The sequence below is a fragment of the Pseudomonas sp. QS1027 genome, from assembly GCF_002814235.1.
GTDB lineage: Bacteria > Pseudomonadota > Gammaproteobacteria > Pseudomonadales > Pseudomonadaceae > Aquipseudomonas.
Genome location: NZ_PHSU01000024.1, coordinates 1 through 19,787, shown reverse-complemented (window position 1 = coordinate 19,787; position 19,787 = coordinate 1). Strand labels below are relative to the sequence as shown.

The window sequence follows — 19,787 nt, the reverse complement described above, 5'->3', positions numbered from 1 at the left end:
CAGGACGGGATGTGCTCCAGTGTAGACAGCCGCCCGGGATTATTCCTGGGCGATCGACTCGAGAAACTCCGACCGTTCGTCGCTCTTGCTCGCCAGGCAATCGTACTGGTCGATGGTGAACGGCTTGCTTCCGGGCTTGGCCGGCAGCGGCGCGATGGCGCAATCGGCATCCCGCGACTTGATCCAGAGCTGCTGGGCGGCCTGCAGCTTGGCGCTGATGTCGGCCGCTTGCGCCTTGTCATTGGCGTATTGCGTCTTGACCCGGTCCAGCAGCGCTTCGAAGTTTTCCTTGAGCAATTGCTCGGCGGTGTTCTTGCTGTAGGTGGCGCACTCCAGGGTCTGCTGGTCGTTTTCGACCGCGTCGCAGGGCGAGTTGTCCGCGTCTTCGGCCGCGTGGGCACCCAGGCTGACAAGCGCCAAAGCCAGGAAAATCGATTTCATTGCGGCGTCCCGATCCTTGATAAAAGAGGTGGCAGAGCGATGGAGGGCAATTCTGTCTCAAGCCCGGGCCAAAGAATAGTCGTACATGGACAAGTACTTAAACCTACGGCCCGGAAATCTGCACGGCAACGCCCCTTTGTCGCGGATTGACGCTTTCGGCAATTCCCCTGTCGTTTTTGCACCCGGCTCTCCGGTCCCCTGGGCATATGCTGATCCCAAAGCGCCGGCAGACGATTCGGCGCGTGAATCGCTAATAGGGGACAGCCTGATGAGCCCAGCCGAACTGCACGCCGACAGCATCGTTATCGACGGGCTGATCATTGCCAAGTGGAACCGCGAACTGTTCGAGGACATGCGCAAAGGTGGCTTGACCGCTGCCAACTGCACCGTGTCGGTGTGGGAGGGCTTCCAGGCCACCGTCAACAGCATCGCCTCGAGCCAGAAGCTGATCCGCGAGAACAGCGACCTGGTGATGCCGGTGCGCACCACCGCCGACATTCGCAAGGCCAAGGAGCTGGGCAAGACCGGTATCCTCTTCGGCTTCCAGAACGCCCACGCCTTCGAAGACCAGATCGGCTATGTCGAGATCTTCAAGCAGCTGGGCGTCGGCATTGTGCAGATGTGCTACAACACCCAGAACCTGGTGGGCACCGGCTGCTACGAGCGTGACGGCGGCCTGTCGGGCTTCGGTCGCGAGATCGTCGCCGAGATGAACCGGGTCGGCATCATGTGCGACCTGTCCCACGTCGGCTCCAAGACTTCCGAAGAAGTCATCCTCGAATCGAAGAAGCCGGTGACCTACTCCCACTGCCTGCCTTCGGGTCTGAAAGAGCATCCGCGCAACAAGTCCGACGCCGAACTGAAGTTCATTGCCGACCATGGCGGTTTTGTCGGCGTGACCATGTTCGCGCCGTTCCTCGCCAAGGGCATCGACTCGACCATCGACGACTACGCCGAAGCCATCGAGTACGTGATGAATATCGTCGGCGAAGACGCCATCGGCATCGGCACCGACTTCACCCAGGGCCATGGCCAGGACTTCTTCGAATACCTGACCCACGACAAGGGCTACGCCCGTCGTCTGACCAGCTTCGGCAAGATCATCAACCCGCTGGGCATCCGCACCGTGGGCGAGTTCCCCAACCTCACCGAGACCCTGCTCAAGCGCGGTCACCCTGAGCGTGTGGTGCGCAAGATCATGGGCGAAAACTGGGTCACCGTCCTCAAGGACGTCTGGGGCGAATAACGCCGCGGTCTTTTCCCACCTGACACACACCCTGCGCGCCGGTCGCGCAGGGCGTAAGCGGCCAGCCGCGATCAACGAATTCTGGAGTGTTACCCATGGCTAAAATCGCCCCGCAACTGCCTATCGAAGTCGACAGCGAAACCGGTGTCTGGACGTCCGACGCCCTGCCGATGCTCTACGTGCCACGGCATTTCTTCGTCAACAACCACATGGGCATCGAAGAAGTCCTGGGTGCCGACGCCTACGCCGAGATCCTCTACAAGGCCGGCTACAAGTCCGCCTGGCACTGGTGTGAAAAAGAAGCCGAATGCCATGGCCTGGAAGGCGTCGCGGTGTTCGAGCACTACATGAAGCGCCTGTCGCAACGCGGCTGGGGCCTGTTCAAGATCCAGGACATCGACCTCGACAAAGGCACTGCCAGCGTCAAGCTCGAACACTCGGCGTTCGTCTACGTCTACGGCAAGGTCGGGCGCAAGGTCGACTATATGTTCACCGGCTGGTTCGCCGGCGCCATGGACCAGATCCTGGCCGCACGCGGCAGCGCGATCCGTACGGTTGCCGAGCAAGTCTACGGTGGCTCCGAAGAAGGTCACGACGACGGCTTGTTCACCGTCAAGCCGTTGTAAGTCGAGGATCGTCCCATGGCTTTCGAAGCAATGTTCCAGCCGATCCAGATCGGCAAACTGACCATCCGCAACCGCGTGCTCAGTACCGCCCACGCCGAGGTGTATGCCACCGACGGCGGGATGACCACCGAACGTTATATCCGTTACTACGAAGAGAAAGCCAAGGGCGGTATCGGCCTGGCAATCTGCGGCGGTTCGTCCGTGGTCGCCATCGACAGCCCGCAGGAATGGTGGAGCTCGGTGAACCTGTCCACCGACCGCATCATCCCGCATTTCCAGAACCTGGCCGACGCCATGCACAAGCATGGCGCCAAGATCATGATCCAGATTACCCACATGGGTCGGCGTTCGCGTTGGGACGGCTTCAACTGGCCGACCCTGATGTCGCCCTCGGGCGTGCGTGAGCCGGTGCACCGTGCCACCTGCAAGACCATCGAGCCGGAAGAGATCTGGCGGGTGATCGGCAACTACGCCCAGGCCGCGCGCCGGGCCAAGGAAGGCGGCCTCGACGGCGTCGAACTGTCCGCCGTGCACCAGCACATGATCGACCAGTTCTGGAGCCCACGGGTCAACAAGCGCACCGACGAATGGGGCGGTACCTTCGAAGGCCGGATGAAGTTCGGCCTGGAAGTGCTCAAGGCCGTGCGCAAGGAAGTCGGCGACGACTTCTGCGTCGGCATGCGTATCTGTGGTGACGAATTCCACCCGGACGGCCTGTCCCACGAGGACATGAAGCAGATCGCCAAGTATTACGACGACACCGGCATGCTCGATTTCCTCGGTGTGGTCGGCTCGGGTTGCGACACCCACAACACCCTGGCCAACGTGATTCCGAACATGAGCTTCCCGCCGGAGCCGTTCCTGCACCTGGCGGCCGGGATCAAGGAAGTGGTCAAGGTCCCGGTGCTGCACGCGCAGAACATCAAGGACCCGAACCAGGCCACCCGTATCCTCGAAGGCGGTTATGTCGACATGGTCGGCATGACCCGCGCGCATATCGCCGACCCGCACCTGATCGCCAAGATCAAGATGGGCCAGATCGACCAGATCAAGCAGTGCGTCGGCGCCAACTACTGCATCGACCGCCAGTACCAGGGCCTGGACGTACTCTGCATCCAGAACGCCGCGACCTCCCGTGAATACATGGGCGTGCCGCACATCATCGAGAAATCCACCGGGGTCAAGCGCAAGGTGGTGATCGTCGGTGCCGGTCCTGCCGGGATGGAGGCCGCGCGCGTGGCCGCCGAACGTGGGCACGATGTGACCCTGTTCGAGAAGAAGGACGCCATTGGCGGGCAGATCACCACGGCTTCGAAAGCGCCGCAGCGTGACCAGATCGCCGGTATCACCCGCTGGTTCCAGCTGGAGCTGGCGCGTCTGAAGGTCGACCTGCGTCTGGGCACCGCCGCCGATGCCGCGACTATCCTCGATCTGCGTCCGGATATCGTGGTGCTGGCCGTCGGCGGGCACCCGAACCTGGAGCAGAACGAACACTGGGGCGCCGCCGAAGGGCTGGTGGTCAGCAGCTGGGACGTGCTCGATGGCAAGGTTGCACCGGGCAAGAACGTGCTGGTCTACGACACCATCTGCGAGTTCACCGGCATGTCGGTGGCCGACTTCCTCGCCGACAAGGGCAGCCAGGTGGAAATCGTCACCGACGATATCAAGCCGGGTGTAGCGATTGGCGGTACGTCGTTCCCGACTTACTACCGCAGCATGTACCCGAAAGAAGTGATCATGACCGGCGACATGATGCTGGAAAAGGTCTATCGCGAGGGCGACAAGCTGGTGGCGGTGCTGGAGAACGAATACACCGGCGCCAAGGAAGAACGTGTGGTCGACCAGGTGGTGGTGGAGAACGGCGTGCGTCCGGATGAGGAAATCTACTACGGGCTCAAGGAAGGTTCGCGCAACAAGGGCCAGATCGATGTCGAAGCCCTGTTCGCGATCAAGCCGCAGCCTTCGCTGAGCGAGGCGGGCGACGGTTACCTGCTGTTCCGCATCGGCGACTGTGTGGCCCAGCGCAACACGCACGCGGCGATCTATGACGCGTTGCGTCTGTGCAAGGATTTCTAACGGCATCACCGTGGCGAGGGGCTTGTTGTGGCGAGGGGGCTTGCCCCCGTTCGGCTGCGAAGCAGTCGCAAAGTCTGCTACCTGGGTCTACCTGATAGACCGAGGTAGCCGGTTTTAGGGCCGCTTCGCAGCCCAGCGCGGGCAAGCCCGCTCGCCACAAGTAGGTGCATGCTCTTCACCTGCATGCATATGGCCCCTTGCGAAACCCGAGGTCTTTGGGAGCTGCACCATGTTGAACACCCTTCTTCCCATCCTGCTGTTTGCCGCCCTGGGCCTTGCCGTCCTTGGCGCGCTGCGGCGGGTAGCCATGTGGCGTCGCGGCCGACCGTCGAAAGTCGATCTGCTCGGCGGCCTTTTCGCCATGCCCAAGCGTTACATGGTCGACCTGCACCACGTGGTGGCGCGGGACAAATACATCGCCAATACCCACGTCGCCACGGCCGGCGGCGCGGTGGCGTCCATTGTGCTGGCGATCCTGGTGCACGGCTTCGGCCTGCATAACCGCATCCTCGGCTATGCCTTGCTGCTGATGTCGGCAGTGATGTTTGTCGGTGCGATCTTTGTCTACCTGCGCCGCCGCAACCCTCCAAGCCGTTTGTCGAAAGGCCCGTGGATGCGCCTGCCGAAAAGCCTGCTGGCGTTTTCGGCGTCGTTCTTCCTGGTGACCCTGCCGGTGGCCGGCATCCTGCCGGAAGACTTCGGCGGCTGGGTACTGGCGCTGATCCTCGGTGTCGGTGTGCTGTGGGGCGTGTCGGAGCTGTTCTTCGGCATGACCTGGGGCGGCCCGATGAAGCATGCCTTCGCCGGTGCCCTGCACCTGGCCTGGCACCGCCGCGCCGAACGCTTCGGCGGCGGCCGTTCCACCGGCCTCAAGCCGCTGGACCTGAGCGACCCGAAAGCGCCCCTGGGCGTGGAGAAACCCAAGGACTTCACCTGGAACCAACTGCTCGGTTTCGACGCCTGCGTTCAGTGCGGTAAATGTGAAGCTGCCTGCCCGGCGTTCGCCGCCGGTCAGCCGTTGAACCCGAAAAAGCTGATTCAGGACATGGTGGTCGGCCTGGCCGGCGGCACCGACGCGAACTTCGCCGGCAGCCCGTATCCAGGCAAAGCCATCGGCGAACATTCGGGCAACCCGCACCAGCCGATCGTCAATGGCCTGGTGGACGCCGAGACCCTCTGGTCCTGCACCACCTGCCGCGCCTGCGTCGAGGAATGCCCGATGATGATCGAGCACGTCGATGCCATCGTCGACATGCGCCGTCACCTGACCCTGGAAAAAGGCGCGACCCCGAACAAGGGCGCCGAAGTCCTGGAAAACCTGATCGCCACCGACAACCCCGGCGGTTTTGCCCCAGGCGGTCGGATGAACTGGGCGGCGGACCTGAACCTCAGCCTGCTCAGCGAGAAGAAAACCACCGACGTGCTGTTCTGGGTCGGCGACGGTGCCTTCGACATGCGCAACCAGCGCACCTTGCGTGCCTTCGTCAAAGTGCTGAAAGCGGCCAAGGTCGACTTCGCGGTACTCGGCCTGGAAGAGCGCGACAGCGGTGACGTGGCCCGGCGCCTGGGCGATGAAGCGACCTTCCAGCTGTTGGCCAAGCGCAATATCCAGACCCTGGCCAAATACAGCTTCAAGCGCATCGTCACCTGCGACCCCCACAGTTTCCATGTGCTGAAAAACGAATACGGTGCTTTCGGCGGCGACTATCAGGTGCAGCACCACAGCACCTATATGGCCGAACTGATCGGCGCCGGTGCCCTGAACCTGGGGCAGCACAAAGGCAACAGCGTGACCTATCACGATCCGTGCTACCTCGGCCGCTACAACGGCGAGTACGAGGCGCCGCGCGATGTACTGAGGGCCCTGGGGATCGAGGTCAAGGAAATGCAGCGTTCCGGTTTCCGTTCCCGTTGCTGCGGCGGCGGTGGCGGTGCGCCGATCACCGATATTCCCGGCAAGCAGCGGATTCCCGATATGCGCATGGACGACATCCGCGAAACCGGCGCCGAACTGGTGGCGGTCGGTTGCCCGCAATGCACGGCGATGCTCGAAGGCGTGGTCGAACCGCGTCCGCTGATCAAGGACCTGGCCGAACTGGTGGCCGACGCCCTGCTTGAAGAAGCAGCGCCGAGCAAACCAGCCCCCAAGCGTGAACCCGCGGAGGTGCACTGATGAGCGATATTATCCGCCGCGACCCTCGCGCCGAGTGGATCGCCCGTAACCGCCTGCACCCACTGCACGCGGCCATGCAACCGCAGCAACAGAGCTGGATGGGGCCTAACGGCCTGGTCCGCAAGAATGTCCACGGCGTCGGTTTTATCGGCCCCAACGGCATCAAGCGCATCGACCGCAGCGGCGCTCAGCAGGGCGGGGCAACCAAGCGTTCGGCCAGCGTCGAAGTGCTACTGCCACTGCATCAGGTGCCGCAACCGGCGTTCTATATCAGCGTGGTGCCGGACATGGTCGGCGGTCGCCTGAGCAGCCACGACCGCGACCTGCTGGGCCTGGCCCATCAGATGGCGGGCAAGGACGGTGCGGTGCTGGCGGTGGTCTTTGGCGAGCACAAGGAATCCGCTTTCGAAACCGCCGGCGTCGACCGCCTGCTGGTGCTCGACGGCAACGAGTTCAGCGGTTATTCACCGGAACAACGGGTCCAGGGCCTGCGGGCTGTGGATAACCAGTTCAATCCCCGACACTGGTTGCTGCCGGACAGCCGCAGCGGCGGTGGTGAACTGGGCCGCCGCTTGGCCGCGAGCCTGGGCGAACGTCCGGCCACGCGGGTCTGGCAGGTCAAGGGCGAGGAGTGCATCGGCCGTGCCGGTGCTGGCCTGCAGGACCTGGCGCGGCCATTGGCACGCTTGATCCTGGCTGCCGCCGAATGCGCCGAGCCGGTCAGCGAAACCCGTCATGAAGCCTTGCCCGTGGAGTTATCCACAAGCCTGGTGCGCAGCCTGCCGCGAATCGAGGATCTCGGCGCGGTGGCGGTGGACCCGGGGGCGATTCCCATGGCCGAAGCCGAATTTATTTTCTCCGGCGGCAACGGGGTCAAGGACTGGGCGCTGTTCCACGAAACAGCGGCGGCCCTGGGCGCCACCGAGGGCGCGTCGCGGGTTGCCGTGGACGATGGCTTCATGTCCCGCGACCGTCAGGTCGGCGCCAGCGGCACCTGGGTCACCGCGCGGGTCTATGTGGCCGTGGGGATTTCCGGGGCGATCCAGCACCTGCAAGGCATCGGTGCCTGCGACAAGGTGGTGGCGATCAACCTCGATCCGGGTTGCGACATGATCAAGCGCGCCGACCTGTCGGTGATCGGCGAAAGCAGCGAGATCTTCCGCGCCCTGATCGCGGCGGTGACGGCATACCGCAACGGCGCCAAGCGCGATGCGGCTTAAGGTAGGGATGACGTCATGAGTACGAATGTAATCAGCCTGGTCTCCATCGGCGCCCACCCCACCTCCGGCCGCGCCCGTCGCGCCGAACAGGATGCCCGCGCGGTGGAGCTGGGGTTGCAACTGGCTGGGGATAACTTGCAGGTGGTGCATGCCGGCGATGTCTCGGAGCCGGCGCTGCGGGCTTACCTGGGCATGGGCCTGGACGAACTGCGGGTGCTGGAACAACCGGCCGGCGCCGATGCACTGCCGGCCCTGACCGATTATCTGCGTGATGCCGGCGCCCAACTGGTACTCACCGGCAGCCAGGCGGAAACCGGCGAAGGCTCGGGCATGCTGCCGTTCCTGCTGGCGGAAAACCTCGGTTGGCCGCTGGTGGTGGGCCTGGCCGAGGTCGAGTCCATCGAAGGCGGCGTGGCCCATGTGCTGCAAGCCTTGCCACGGGGACAGCGGCGCCGCTTGAAAGTCCGCCTGCCGTTTCTCGCCACAGTGGATAACGCCGCGCCCAAGCCACGGCAAAGTGCTTACGGCCCGGCGCAACGTGGCGTGCTGCAGGCCGAGGAAGTGGAGGTGCTGGAGGATGAGTTATTCACAGGCGCCTTGCTGCAACCGGCCAAGCCACGGCCCAAGCGCTTGAAGGTGATCAAGGCCAAGAGCGGCGCCGACCGGATGAAGGCGGCCACGGCGAAGGCCAGCGGTGGCGGCGGGCAGGTGCTCAAGGGCGTCAGCGCCGAGGCCGGGGCCGATGCCATTCTCAAGCTGCTGATCGAGGAAGGCGTACTGCGTTGAAGCCCGTTCAGCGCCGCGCCGGTCGGTACAGCAGCAACAACTCACGGTAGTAGTGCCACACCTGCAACGCATAGTGCTCGCGTCCGTCGCCTTGCTCCGGCAGGGCGCCGGCGTTGTAGGCACCCACGGCCTGCCAGCCGTAACCCAACTGCTGAACGAACTGCGCCAGAATCCAGGCCCCGACCATGACACTGGTGCAGGGCTCGCTCTGGAGTTTGTGTTCGTCGATCCCAAAGGCCGCCAGGCGTTGCAGATGCCGGCTGTTGATCTGCATCAGGCCGATATCCCGGCTGCCGTCGCGGTTGGTATTGAGTGCCGCCGGGTTCATGCCCGACTCGACCTGGGCGATGGCGTAGAGCAGCAGCGGGTCGATGTGATAACGCTCGCCGGCGTCCTGAAAGCAGTTGGCCTCGGCGCTGCCGGCCATGACCAGGTAGAAGACGACGAGCAGGGTGTATGGATGGCGCATCAGGTTCCCTCGCAAAGCGTGTGGCCAAGACACCTCCATACCTCCACTGCAAGAACATGGCGCGTTGTGGACAGAGTGTAGTCGGATGCTCAAGGGCTTCATTTCCCGCCGTGTAAAACCACAAGCCTTCGCTTGACGGCCAAGTGTCCACAGAGACTGTGGGCCGGCCTGTGGATAAGGTGTTTGTGCATGGCTACAGCCCTTGCCAATCAACGTCTGTAGCCCTTCGTACGAAAAATGATCAACCTAACTGACGGTTTTTATTCGAATTTTTATGTGGATAAGGGCGTTACCGGGTCTCGCGCGAGCGCCGACTTGTTAACAAAGTCTGTTGGCGTATATGTGGATAAGATGTTTGCTGTCCTCTGTAGACCTTGTTTTATATGGCTTGTAGAGGTTTGTTCAAAAAACATCCAAATAGGCCTTTTGCGGCATTCGATCGGCCTGAAACCTTCATATCTCGCGGCTTTCAGCGGTTTTCCACAGATGGCTGGGAAAATGCCCGACTTGCACACAAAGTCTGTTGGCCTTTCTGTGGATAAGGTGTTCGCGGTCCGCCACAGGCCTCTGAAACCGTGGCCTGTAACAATATGGTTAAAAACTGATCAATAGCTGCCGGAATCGGCCTTTCTGAATAAGTCACGGATTTTATTCAGATTCTCTTGCCGTCGATGGTGCATAAACCGCGACTTGCCCACATTTGCTGTGGGTGGCTCTGTGGATAAGTTGTTCGCTAAGGGCGCAAAGCCCCGGTTCTTATAGCCCATAGTGCTATAGATCAAATTTCATACAGTTCTAAGGGTGTTTATTGACACCCCCCGGCGCAAAGTCTTCACTCATGGCACAAGGACAGAACGTTGCCGGCGTCCACGCCAGGTTCAGGGAGAACGGTTTATGGGTTCCCATTTGTCTTACCGCTTGCTGCAAATCCCCATCGCCAATGCCTTGGCCAGGACCTTCATCCTGGTGCGCGGGCGTGTCCATCGTGATGCCTCCAACCAGCGTGCGCGCCTATAGCGCCTGACCCGGCGCCTGTGCGCCATCTCGATCTTCGCCTGCATGCCCGGCTTGTCTGGAGAACCCGCGCGCGCGTTGGTTTGTTGCATCACCGTCTGCCCCTGTAGCGGCAACCGCAGAGTTGCCCGACCTAGCCTGATAGAGGAAATAGCCATGCCACGGATTTCGACATCCATCAGTGAGATCAAGGAACGCTACGACGTCATCGTGATCGGTTCCGGCTACGGCGGTGGTATCGCCGCGTCGCGGCTGGCGCGGGCCGGGAAAAGTGTCTGCCTGCTGGAGCGCGGGCGCGAGATCCAGCCAGGGGAATACCCCAACACCATGATCGCGGCGACGGAGGAGTTGCAGGTGCATGACCCGGACGGCCATATCGGCTCGCGTACCGGCTTGTTCGACCTGCACGTCAATGCCCAGCAGAACGTGGTGGTCGGTTGCGGCCTGGGCGGCACCTCGCTGATCAATGCCAATGTGTCCCTGGAACCGGAGCCGGGGGTCTTCGATGACCCGCGCTGGCCCCAGGCGGTGCGTGAACACCGGGACACACTGCTCGCCGAAGGTTATGCGCGGGCCCGGGAAATGCTCAAGCCCAATCCGTATCCGGCCTCCGGACCGAAATTGCCGAAGCTGGACGCGAATCGCAAGTCGGCGGACTTCCTCGAGGAGAAAGCGCATTTCTATACACCGCCGATCAACGTCACCTTCGACAAGCTGCCGAACAACCTCAACCATGTCGGCGTCGAACAGCTGCCGTGCAACCAGTGCGGCGACTGCGTCTCGGGCTGTAACAACAAGGCCAAGAACACCACCCTGATGAACTACCTGCCGGATGCCTGGAACCATGGCGCGGAGATTTTCTGCCAGGCCGAGGTGCGGCACCTGGAACGCGACGGTGACGGTTGGATCGTGCACTTCCAGTACCTGGACAGCGGCCGGGAAAAATTCTCGGCACCGACCCTGTTCGTCAAAGCCAACATCGTGGTGGTCTCCGCCGGCACCCTGGGCTCCACGGAGATCCTCCTGCGCTCGCGCAGCAAGGGCGTGCCGATGTCCGACCAGCTCGGTGAAAACATGAGCGGCAACGGCGATATCCTCGGTTTCGGCCACAACTGCGAACAGACCATCAACGGCATCGGTTTCGGCGCCCATTCGGCCAAGGAGATGGAGCCGGTCGGGCCGTGCATCACCTCGGTCATTGATATGCGCACCGAAGGTGACTGGCGCAGCCGCATGGTGATCGAAGAGGGCTCGATCCCGGGCGCGCTGGGGCGGCCGATGGTGCCGGCCATGGCCGGGTTTGCCGGGATGATCGGCGAGGCCACCGACAAGGGTGTCAGCGCCCAACTGCACTACAAGGCCCGTGAGGCCGAGAGCTTTCTGCGTGGTCCGTATTACGGCGCGCTGCACAATATGCAGACCTACCTGATCATGAGCCATGACGACGGCAAGGGCCGCATGCTGCTGGATGACAAGGACCAGTTGCGCATCGACTGGCCGGGCGTGGGCGAGCAGGAAAACTTCAAGCTCGGCAACGAGCGCCTGCACCAGTCGACCAGGGCCCTGGGCGGGGTCTGGGTGCCGAACCCGATCTGGACCAAGCTGCTCAAGCACAGCATTGTTTCGGTGCACCCGCTGGGTGGCTGCGTGATGGGCGAAAATGCCGCGCAAGGCGTGGTCAATCACAAGGGCCAGGTGTTCAGCGGGACCTACGGCGATGCGGTCTATCCGGGGCTGTATGTGACCGACGGCGCGGTGATTCCGACTTCCCTGGCGGTCAATCCGCTGCTGACCATTTCGGCGGTCAGCGAGCGCAACATGGGCCTGCTGGCCGCCGATCGCGGTTGGGTCATCGACTACCGGCTGCCCTCGGCACCGCGCAAGCCGGTAGCGCCACCGACCCTGGGGGTGCAGTTCACCGAAACCATGAAGGGCTATTTTTCCAGGGACTTCACCCAACCCCAGGGCACCGACCTGGCGACCTACCAGGCCGCGGCCAAGAGCGGCGAGGCGCAGAACTCGCCCATCGAATTCACCCTGACCATCACCGGCAACGACCTCAATCGCCTGATCAAGGAGCCTGAGCATGCCGCGACCCTGGTCGGCACCCTCAATGCCCCGGCGCTGTCGCCTTATCCGCTGACGGCCAGCAATGGTGTGTTCAACCTGTTCGAGCAGTACCAGGAACAGGTCGGCGTGCGGCATATGAACTACGACATGAAGCTGACTGCCGAGGACGGTCGCGACTATTACTTCAGCGCCTTCAAGACCGTGCCCGAAGACAACGGCGTGCTGAATATCTGGCCGGACACCAGCACCCTTTACGTCACGCTCTACCAAGGCCCGGACAAGACCGGCGCGGTGATCGGCTCCGGGGTCATGCATATCAAGCCCGCCGACTTCGCCAAGCAGATGACCACCATGAAGGTGCTCAATGCCCGCAACGAACGCGAGCGGATCGAAGCCCTGGCGCGTTTCGGCAAGTTCTTCGCCGGGATTCTCTGGGAAAGCTACGGCGGGGTGTTTGCCGGCGATATCTACTTCAACCCGGACGCGCCGCCCCGGCACAAGCGGCCGCTGGATGCGCCGGTGCCGACCGTGCATTTCTTCGAGACCGAGGACCAGGTCCAGCTGCGCCTGACCCGTTACCAGGCCGGCAGCAAAGGCCCGGTGATGCTGGTGCATGGCTTGGGCGTGGGCTCGAATATCTTCTCCACCGATACCATCCAGACCAACCTGCTGGAGTACCTGTGCAAGCACGGCTATGACGTCTGGCTGCTGGATTTCCGGGTCAGCATCCTGTTGCCGGCGAGCAAGCACGAGTGGAACGGCGACCAGATCGCCCAGTACGACTACAAGGCGGCCATCGCGCAGATTCGCCAGGCCACCGGTGCCCGCGACGTGCAGTGCGTGGTGCATTGCTATGGCGCCACGACCTTTTTCATGTCGATGCTGGCTGGGCTGCAGGACGTGCGTTCGGTGGTCTGCTCGCAGATTGCCGCGGACACGGTAGTGGCCACGGCGACCGGGATCAAGGCCGGCCTGCACCTGCCGGGAGCGCTGGATGCGGTGGGTATCAAGTCGCTGACCGCCTATGCCGACAGCAAGGAGAGCTGGTTCAACAAGCTCTATGACAAGGCCCTCAACGTCTATGCGCGGATCGAGGCCCAGGGTTATTGCACCAACCCGGTCTGTCACCGGATCACCTTCATGTATGCCTCGCTGTACCGTCACGACACCCTCAACGAAACCCTGCACGACAACCTGCATGAGCTGTTCGGCCAATCGAATATCCAGACCTTCGAGCACCTGGCGCTGATCTGTCGCAAGGGGCATCTGGTGGACTTCAAGGGCAACGATGTCTACATGCCGCATTTCAGCCGGCTGCAATTGCCGATCTGTTTTATCAGCGGTGCCGACAACCAGTGCTATTTGCCGCAGAGCACGGAGAAGACCTACGACCGCCTGGTCGAGCTGCATGGCCCCGAGTTGTTCAGCCGCCATGTGGTGCCGGGTTACGGCCATATCGACTGCATGTTCGGCAAGAACGCGGTGGTCGATGTGTATCCGCTGATCCTTGAACATCTGGAGAAAACCGCGCTGGGCTGATGCGCTGCGGTCTCGAAAACGCCGCCACACCTGTAGGAGCCGGCTTGCTGGCGATGAGGCCCGTAAGCCTTGCATCGATCTTGCGGACGCCATCGCCGGCAAGCCAGCTCCCACATGGACCGTGATCGGCCGGTAAAAACGGATTGGCAAGGAAGGGTGATATGGACAATTACATCCGCTGGTTCCAACGCTTTATCTGGATAGGCATCGTGATGAACATGGTGTTCGCACTGCCTGCCCTGTTCGCCCCGGCGCTGCTGACCTCGGTGGTCGGCCTGCCGCCGGTGCTCTCGGACCCCTGGCTGGAAAACGCCGGCATGTTGCTGGTGGGCATCAGCCTGTTCTACATGCCGTCGGGCTTCAACGCCCCGCGCTTCGTGATCCACTCCTGGTTATGCGTCTTGAGCCGGCTGGTCGCCGTGGCGTTCTGGATCTACCTGATCGACACCAGCACCACCCCCACGGTGTTCGTGCCCATGCTCTACGGCGACCTGAGCATGTTCCTGATCCTGGGCGTCACGCTCTTCATGGGCAGCACGCCGGCCCACCGGCCCTGGGCCTTGCTGGTCGATGGCTGGCATGCCTGGTGCCAGGGTTGGGAAGCCCGCTGGCATCGCCACGGCTTTCGGGTCGGCCTGCTGATCACCCTGCTGGTGCTGGGTTTTATCGGCTACGAAACCTGGTACAACATGCTGCGGGTGGTACCCGAAGAGAAATTCGCCTCCGACGAAGACCACTTCAAGTACGCCGCCATCGGCCTGGGCATCGAGGCGCGAATCCCTTATTACCTGTTTGCCGTGCTGCCGCAGATGTGCCCGGAAAAAATGCCCAAGCCCGGTGGCTGGGAGGCGTTCGGCTTCCTCTATGAAAACGGTCGCGACCTGCCCATCGGCATGGCCAAGCGGCAGATCGGCTACCCGACCGTGGAACCCAACTGCGCGCTGTGCCACACCGGTTCCTATCGCGCCTCGGCGAGCGATGTGGCCAAGCCGATCGCCACCGCGCCGGCCAATACCCTGCAACTGCAAGCCTTCCAGTGGTTCGCCTACGATTGCGCCAGCGACCCGAAATTCACCACCGATGCGGTGATGACGGCGATCAACGCCAAGTTCCAGCTGGGCTTTTTCGAGCGCCTGTACAACCGCTACCTGATCATCCCCATGGCCAAGACCGCGCTGCTCAAGCAGAAGCAGGCCTACGCCTGGCAGAAACTGCGGCCGGCACAGGGCCCGGGGCGCACCGACACCTTCAACCCGACCAAGATGGTGGTCTTCGGTTTCCCGGATGACTCGACCATCGGCACCGTCGACCTGCCGCAGATCTGGAACCAGAAACCGCGCGAATCGCTGTACCTGCACTGGGACGGCAACAACAACGATATCCACGAACGCAACTACGCTGCGGCCATGGCGGTGGGCGCGACACCGCAGTCGGTGCTGCCGGAGAGTTTCAATCGAGTGACCAACTGGCTGCTCGGCACCAAGCCGCCGGCCTGGCCGTTCGCCCTGGATCAGGCGCGGGTGGCCCAGGGCAAACCGCTCTGGGACAACAACTGCGCGGGCTGCCATGAGTTCGGCAAGGCCGACACCGGCCAGGTCACCACCAGTATCGACCAACTGGGCACCGACCCCCATCGCCTGGATTCCTTCACCGTCGGCCTGGTGCAGGCGTTCCATGGCTTCAAGAAACCGCCTTTCGATTTCAACGCCTACCGCAAGACCCAGAGCTACAGCAACACCCCCACCGACGGCATCTGGATGCGTGCGCCGTACCTGCACAACGGTTCGGTGCCGAGCCTGTGGGACCTGTTGCAGACACCGGACAAACGGCCCGTGGTGTTCAACACCGGCTCGGATGTCTACGACCCGGTCAAGGTCGGGTTCGTCACCAGCGGTGCCCAGGTCCAGGCGCCGACCTACTTCAGGTATGACACCCGCCTGGAGGGCAACCACAACAGTGGTCATCTGTACGGGACCCAACTGACCGACGCCGAGAAATGGGCGCTGATCGAATTCATGAAGACGTTGTAGGGAGAGCGCCATGAACTTGCCTCACTTGGAACATGAACTTGCGAAAATCCGCGTCCGCCTCAGTGGCCTGAAAGCCCGGTTGGAGTTGTCCTGGCAAAAGCTCGTCAGCGATATCGAGCCCGAGGAATTCCAGGCCATCCAGGCGTTGTTGCAACGCGGGCACGATCAGGCCCAGTACGTTCTGGACCACGGCGAGCTGCCGACGGACGAGCCGACAGTGCCGTGGGAGCTGTCCCATGGCTTGTCGATCCTGCATATGGGCAACGCCAAGGCCTTGCCGACCTCGGAGTCGCAGTTGCAGACCCGGGTGCTCAAGGACGGTACGTTGCTGGGCTGTCGCAAATGGGAGTTGCTCGACCTGTTGTGGAGCGAGGCGCTGATCAAGTGGATCGAGAACCTGCGGCGCCACGCCCCGTTCGCCACCACGCCGATGGTGATGATGATCGACAACGACGTGACCCTGGCGATTGCCGGCGACTGGGGCACCGGGCCCTTTGAAAGCCATGCCCCGGCGGTCAATGTCGCCAACCAGATGCAACTGGCCCAGGCCGATTTCACCATTCACCTGGGCGATGTCTACTACGCCGGCACCGGCTCCTCCGAGCACGTCGACATGGCCGGCTGGCCGATGGGCAAGCACGGCGCCTTCACCCTCAACTCCAACCATGAGATGTACAGCGGCGCCCACGGTTATTTCGCGGAACTCAACTCACGTTTCCCGGCGCAGCAGGGCACCAGTTACTTCGCCTTGTACAACGATGACTGGCTGATTGTCGGGCTGGATTCGGCCTATGCCTCGGCGCCGCTCGGTCTCTATATGGACGGTACCCTGAACCAGCAGCAGATCGACTGGATGAAGGGCCTGCCCAAACGCAAGAAGTTGCTGGTGCTCAGTCATCACCAGGGCTTCGATATCAGTGGGGAAAACAAGACCACGCTGTATCAGCCGGTATGTGATGCCTTGGGCCGGGTGCCGGATTATTGGTACTGGGGGCACCTGCACAATGGGATTGTGTATGCCGAGCAGGGCGGGTTGCGGGCACGCTGCGCCGGGCACGGGGCGATTCCCTATGGCGTGACCAGCGAGCTGGATGGCAATGAGCGGGTGCTGTTTTCCGAAGTGCAGAATGCCATGGACGACGAATACCCGGAGCGGGTGCTCAATGGGTATGTGAAGGTGCGGTTGAGCGGGGAGAGTATTGTCGAGGAGTTTATTGGCGAGGATGGGTCGGTGAGGTGGTCGTCTCACGGCTAGGTCGGTGCTGACCGGCCTATGCTTGAAATACAAACCTTGTAGGAGCCGGCTTGCTGGCGATGGCGTCCGGTTGGGCGACGCAAGGCTTACTGGCCCCATCGCCAGCAAGCCGGCTCCTACAGGATTGCGGTGTTTTCAGTACTGGTGTCAGCCGTGAACGGGAACACCCTTGAGGTACGGCGCAGGCTCCGCCCCCAGGTTGCTCAACAGCCGCTCGCTGTACCAATCCACAAAGTTGACCACGCCAAACTCATAGGTCTTCGAGTACGGCCCCGGCTGGTAGGCCGTGGAGTTGATACCGCGCTGGTTTTCTTCCGCCAGGCGACGGTCCTGGTCGTTGGTCGCGTCCCAGACTTCACGCATGCGCGCCACGTCATAGTCCACGCCCTCCACCGCATCCTTGTGCACCAGCCACTTGGTGGTGACCATGGTTTCCTGGGCGCTGATCGGCCACACGGTGAACACGATGATGTGGTCGCCCATGCAGTGGTTCCACGAATGCGGCAGGTGCAGGATACGCATCGAACCCAGGTCCGGGTTCTTGATCCGGCCCATCAGTTTCTTGCAGCCCTGCTGGCCGTCCATGGTCATGGACACGGTGCCCTTGAGCAGCGGCATGCGCACGATACGGTTTCGCAGGCCGAAGCTGGCGTGGGCGTAAGGGATCTTTTCGGCTTCCCAGGCCACGGTGCATTCGGCCACGTGGTCCTTGAATTTCTGGTCGGCCCGCGGGTCGGTGACGTCGTCCCATTCCAGCAGGGTCTTCAGCAGTTCCGGGTGGGAGCCGCCGCAGTGGTAGCACTCGCGGTTGTTCTCCAGCACCAGTTTCCAGTTGGCCTTTTCCATCAAGGTGGTTTGCACCGCCACCTTGGTGTTTTCCATGTCGTAGGGTTCCATGTAGTGGTTCAGGGTCGCCAGGAACTCGTCGATCGGCGGCGGGGTCTGCGCCAGGCTGATGAAGATGTAGCCGCCCGAGGTCTTCACGTGCACCGGCTTGAGGCCGTATTGCTTCATGTCGAAGTCGGCACCCATCTCGGTACCGGCGAACAGCAGGCGCCCGTCCAGCTCGTAGGTCCACTGGTGGTAGTGGCAGACCAGCTTGGCAACCTTGCCCTTGTCGCTGGTGCACAAGCGTGAGCCGCGGTGGCGGCAGACGTTGTGGAAGGCGTGGACCACGCCGTCGGCGCCGCGAATCACGATGATCGGGTTCTTGCCGATCTGCAGGGTGATGTAGTTGCCCTTGGTCGGGATTTCGCAGGTCATGCCGGCGATCAACCACTCTTTCTGGAAGATTTCCTGCATATCGATTTCGAACAGCCGCTCATCGGAGTAGAACGGTTGCGGCAGGGAGTAGGTGCGCTCGCGCTCTTGCAACATTTGCGCGGTGGCCTTGCGTGCGGGTTCCAGCGGATCGCCCAGGCTCAGGGTTGCGGTGACGTCCATCGATTTAGTCCTCATGGCCATGCGGTGTGGCCGGCGAATAGTGGCTGATACGGTTAGCACGCAAGCACAGAAATACAGCAGAACATTTGCGATGGAGTGTGCGGCTGGCAGCGACACGAACCTTATCCATGGGCGACATGGCCGAATCCGTTCCCGACGCGCAACCCCCGGTCGTTGCGGGCTGGTCGCGATAAGCATGCCAGTGTCGCGGATAGGTAAATGGTCGCTTCGACCCTTGCGCAGAATCGCCAACATAGAGCCGACAGTCGGCGGTGGAGAACAATATGTCGAACAACTTCCTCAATCCGGTAACAACCCAGACCTGGGCCAATGGTCGGCATATCGTGCGTTGCGTGAAGGTCATCCAGGAAACCTGGGACGTGCGCACCTTCTGCTTCATGGCCGACCAGCCGATCATGTTCTTTTTCAAGCCGGGGCAGTTCGTCACCCTGGAGCTGGAAATCGAAGGCCAGCCGATCATGCGCTCCTACACCATTTCCAGCTCGCCGTCGGTGCCCTACAGCTTTTCGGTGACCATCAAGCGCGTGCCCGGCGGCAAGGTTTCCAACTGGTTGCACGACACCCTGCACGAAGGCCAGGAGCTGGCGGTGCACGGGCCGGTGGGCTTGTTCAACGCCATCGACTTCCCGAGCCCGAAAGTGCTGTACCTGAGCGGCGGCGTCGGTATCACCCCGGTGATGTCCATGGCCCGCTGGTTCTACGACACCAACGCGAATGTCGACATGGTGTTTATCCACAGCGCCCGTTCGCCGAAAGACATCATCTATCACCGCGAGCTGGAACATATGGCGTCGCGGATCGACAACTTCAGCCTGCACCTGATTTGTGAAAAGCATGGTTTGGGCGAGCCGTGGGCCGGTTATCGCGGCTATCTGAACCACAAGATGCTGGAGTTGATGACGCCGGACTTCCTTGAGCGTGAGGTGTTCTGTTGCGGACCGACGCCGTACATGAATGCGGTGAAGCGTCTGCTGGAAACCGCCGGGTTCGATATGAGCCGTTATCACGAGGAGTCGTTCGGCGCGACGCCGCCGGAAGCCCGTGCCGACGCGGTGGAACAGGCCGAACAGGCTGCCGAGGCACCGGAAGTGGATGCCGCCGACCTGCATCAGGTGGAATTCACCGCCACCGGCAAGAGCATTCGCGTGGCGCCGGGGGAAACCGTGCACGCGGCGGCGGCCAAGCTTGGCCTGATGATTCCCAAGGCCTGCGGCATGGGCATCTGCGGGACCTGCAAGGTGCTGAAGCTGGGCGGCGAAGTGGAGATGGAGCACAACGGCGGGATCACCGACGACGATGTGGCCGAGGGTTATATCCTGTCGTGCTGCAGCGTGCCGAAGGGTGATGTGCGGATTGAGTACTGACTGAAGCACAGCGG

14 protein-coding genes are annotated in these 19,787 nt (G+C 62.2%); 11 read left to right on the top strand and 3 right to left on the bottom strand.

All coding sequences use genetic code 11. The annotated features are described in order from the left end of the window. Positions 1–39 precede the first annotated feature (39 nt). The gene (locus CWE01_RS21310; protein WP_100942522.1) at positions 40–441 is read right to left on the bottom strand and encodes a lysozyme inhibitor LprI family protein; all 402 of its coding nucleotides are present in this window, start codon (positions 439–441) and stop codon (positions 40–42) included. A gap of 268 nt (positions 442–709) precedes the next feature. Between CWE01_RS21310 and CWE01_RS21305 the strand changes: the two genes are divergently transcribed. The 6 genes from CWE01_RS21305 (at position 710) to CWE01_RS21280 (ending at position 8,568) form a co-directional block, all read left to right on the top strand. After that, positions 710–1,687 (top strand): dipeptidase, encoded by a 978-nt coding sequence (locus CWE01_RS21305; RefSeq protein WP_100942521.1) that lies wholly within the window; start codon positions 710–712, stop codon positions 1,685–1,687. A gap of 95 nt (positions 1,688–1,782) precedes the next feature. Continuing rightward, positions 1,783–2,313, top strand: coding sequence for a DUF5943 domain-containing protein (locus tag CWE01_RS21300; RefSeq protein ID WP_100942520.1), 531 nt, complete (start codon positions 1,783–1,785; stop codon positions 2,311–2,313). Between the two features lie 15 nt (positions 2,314–2,328). After that, positions 2,329–4,389: a dimethylglycine demethylation protein DgcA gene (gene dgcA / locus CWE01_RS21295; protein WP_100942519.1), complete on the top strand. Its 2,061-nt coding sequence runs from the start codon at positions 2,329–2,331 to the stop codon at positions 4,387–4,389. A 229-nt stretch (positions 4,390–4,618) separates the two neighbouring features. Beyond that, on the top strand, positions 4,619–6,562 hold the full coding sequence (dgcB, locus tag CWE01_RS21290; RefSeq protein ID WP_100942518.1) for a dimethylglycine demethylation protein DgcB: 1,944 nt from the start codon (positions 4,619–4,621) through the stop codon (positions 6,560–6,562). After that, positions 6,562–7,782: an electron transfer flavoprotein subunit alpha/FixB family protein gene (locus CWE01_RS21285; RefSeq protein WP_100942517.1), complete on the top strand. Its 1,221-nt coding sequence runs from the start codon at positions 6,562–6,564 to the stop codon at positions 7,780–7,782. The genes dgcB and CWE01_RS21285 overlap by 1 nt, the downstream gene beginning before the upstream one ends. Before the next feature lie 15 nt (positions 7,783–7,797). Then, positions 7,798–8,568 (top strand): electron transfer flavoprotein subunit beta, encoded by a 771-nt coding sequence (locus tag CWE01_RS21280; RefSeq protein WP_100942516.1) that lies wholly within the window; start codon positions 7,798–7,800, stop codon positions 8,566–8,568. A 7-nt stretch (positions 8,569–8,575) separates the two neighbouring features. On the opposite strand, the gene CWE01_RS21275 is transcribed toward CWE01_RS21280, so the two are convergent. After that, positions 8,576–9,037, bottom strand: coding sequence for a transglycosylase SLT domain-containing protein (locus CWE01_RS21275; protein ID WP_100942515.1), 462 nt, complete (start codon positions 9,035–9,037; stop codon positions 8,576–8,578). Between the two features lie 894 nt (positions 9,038–9,931). Here CWE01_RS21275 and CWE01_RS33950 point away from each other — a divergent pair. From CWE01_RS33950 to CWE01_RS21260, 4 genes are all read left to right on the top strand, one after another. Continuing rightward, positions 9,932–10,054: a hypothetical protein gene (locus CWE01_RS33950; protein WP_256347001.1), complete on the top strand. Its 123-nt coding sequence runs from the start codon at positions 9,932–9,934 to the stop codon at positions 10,052–10,054. A gap of 153 nt (positions 10,055–10,207) precedes the next feature. Then, positions 10,208–13,660, top strand: a complete 3,453-nt coding sequence (locus CWE01_RS21270) for an alpha/beta fold hydrolase (protein WP_100942514.1) — start codon at positions 10,208–10,210, stop codon at positions 13,658–13,660. A gap of 161 nt (positions 13,661–13,821) precedes the next feature. After that, positions 13,822–15,690: a hypothetical protein gene (locus CWE01_RS21265; RefSeq protein ID WP_100942513.1), complete on the top strand. Its 1,869-nt coding sequence runs from the start codon at positions 13,822–13,824 to the stop codon at positions 15,688–15,690. A gap of 10 nt (positions 15,691–15,700) precedes the next feature. Beyond that, positions 15,701–16,945: a metallophosphoesterase gene (locus tag CWE01_RS21260; RefSeq protein WP_100942512.1), complete on the top strand. Its 1,245-nt coding sequence runs from the start codon at positions 15,701–15,703 to the stop codon at positions 16,943–16,945. Positions 16,946–17,092: 147 nt separating this feature from the next. On the opposite strand, the gene gbcA is transcribed toward CWE01_RS21260, so the two are convergent. Continuing rightward, positions 17,093–18,388, bottom strand: a complete 1,296-nt coding sequence (gene gbcA, locus CWE01_RS21250; protein ID WP_100942511.1) for a glycine-betaine demethylase subunit GbcA — start codon at positions 18,386–18,388, stop codon at positions 17,093–17,095. 284 nt (positions 18,389–18,672) lie between these two features. Between gbcA and gbcB the strand changes: the two genes are divergently transcribed. Then, positions 18,673–19,773: a glycine-betaine demethylase subunit GbcB gene (gene gbcB / locus CWE01_RS21245; protein WP_100942510.1), complete on the top strand. Its 1,101-nt coding sequence runs from the start codon at positions 18,673–18,675 to the stop codon at positions 19,771–19,773. Positions 19,774–19,787 lie beyond the last annotated feature (14 nt).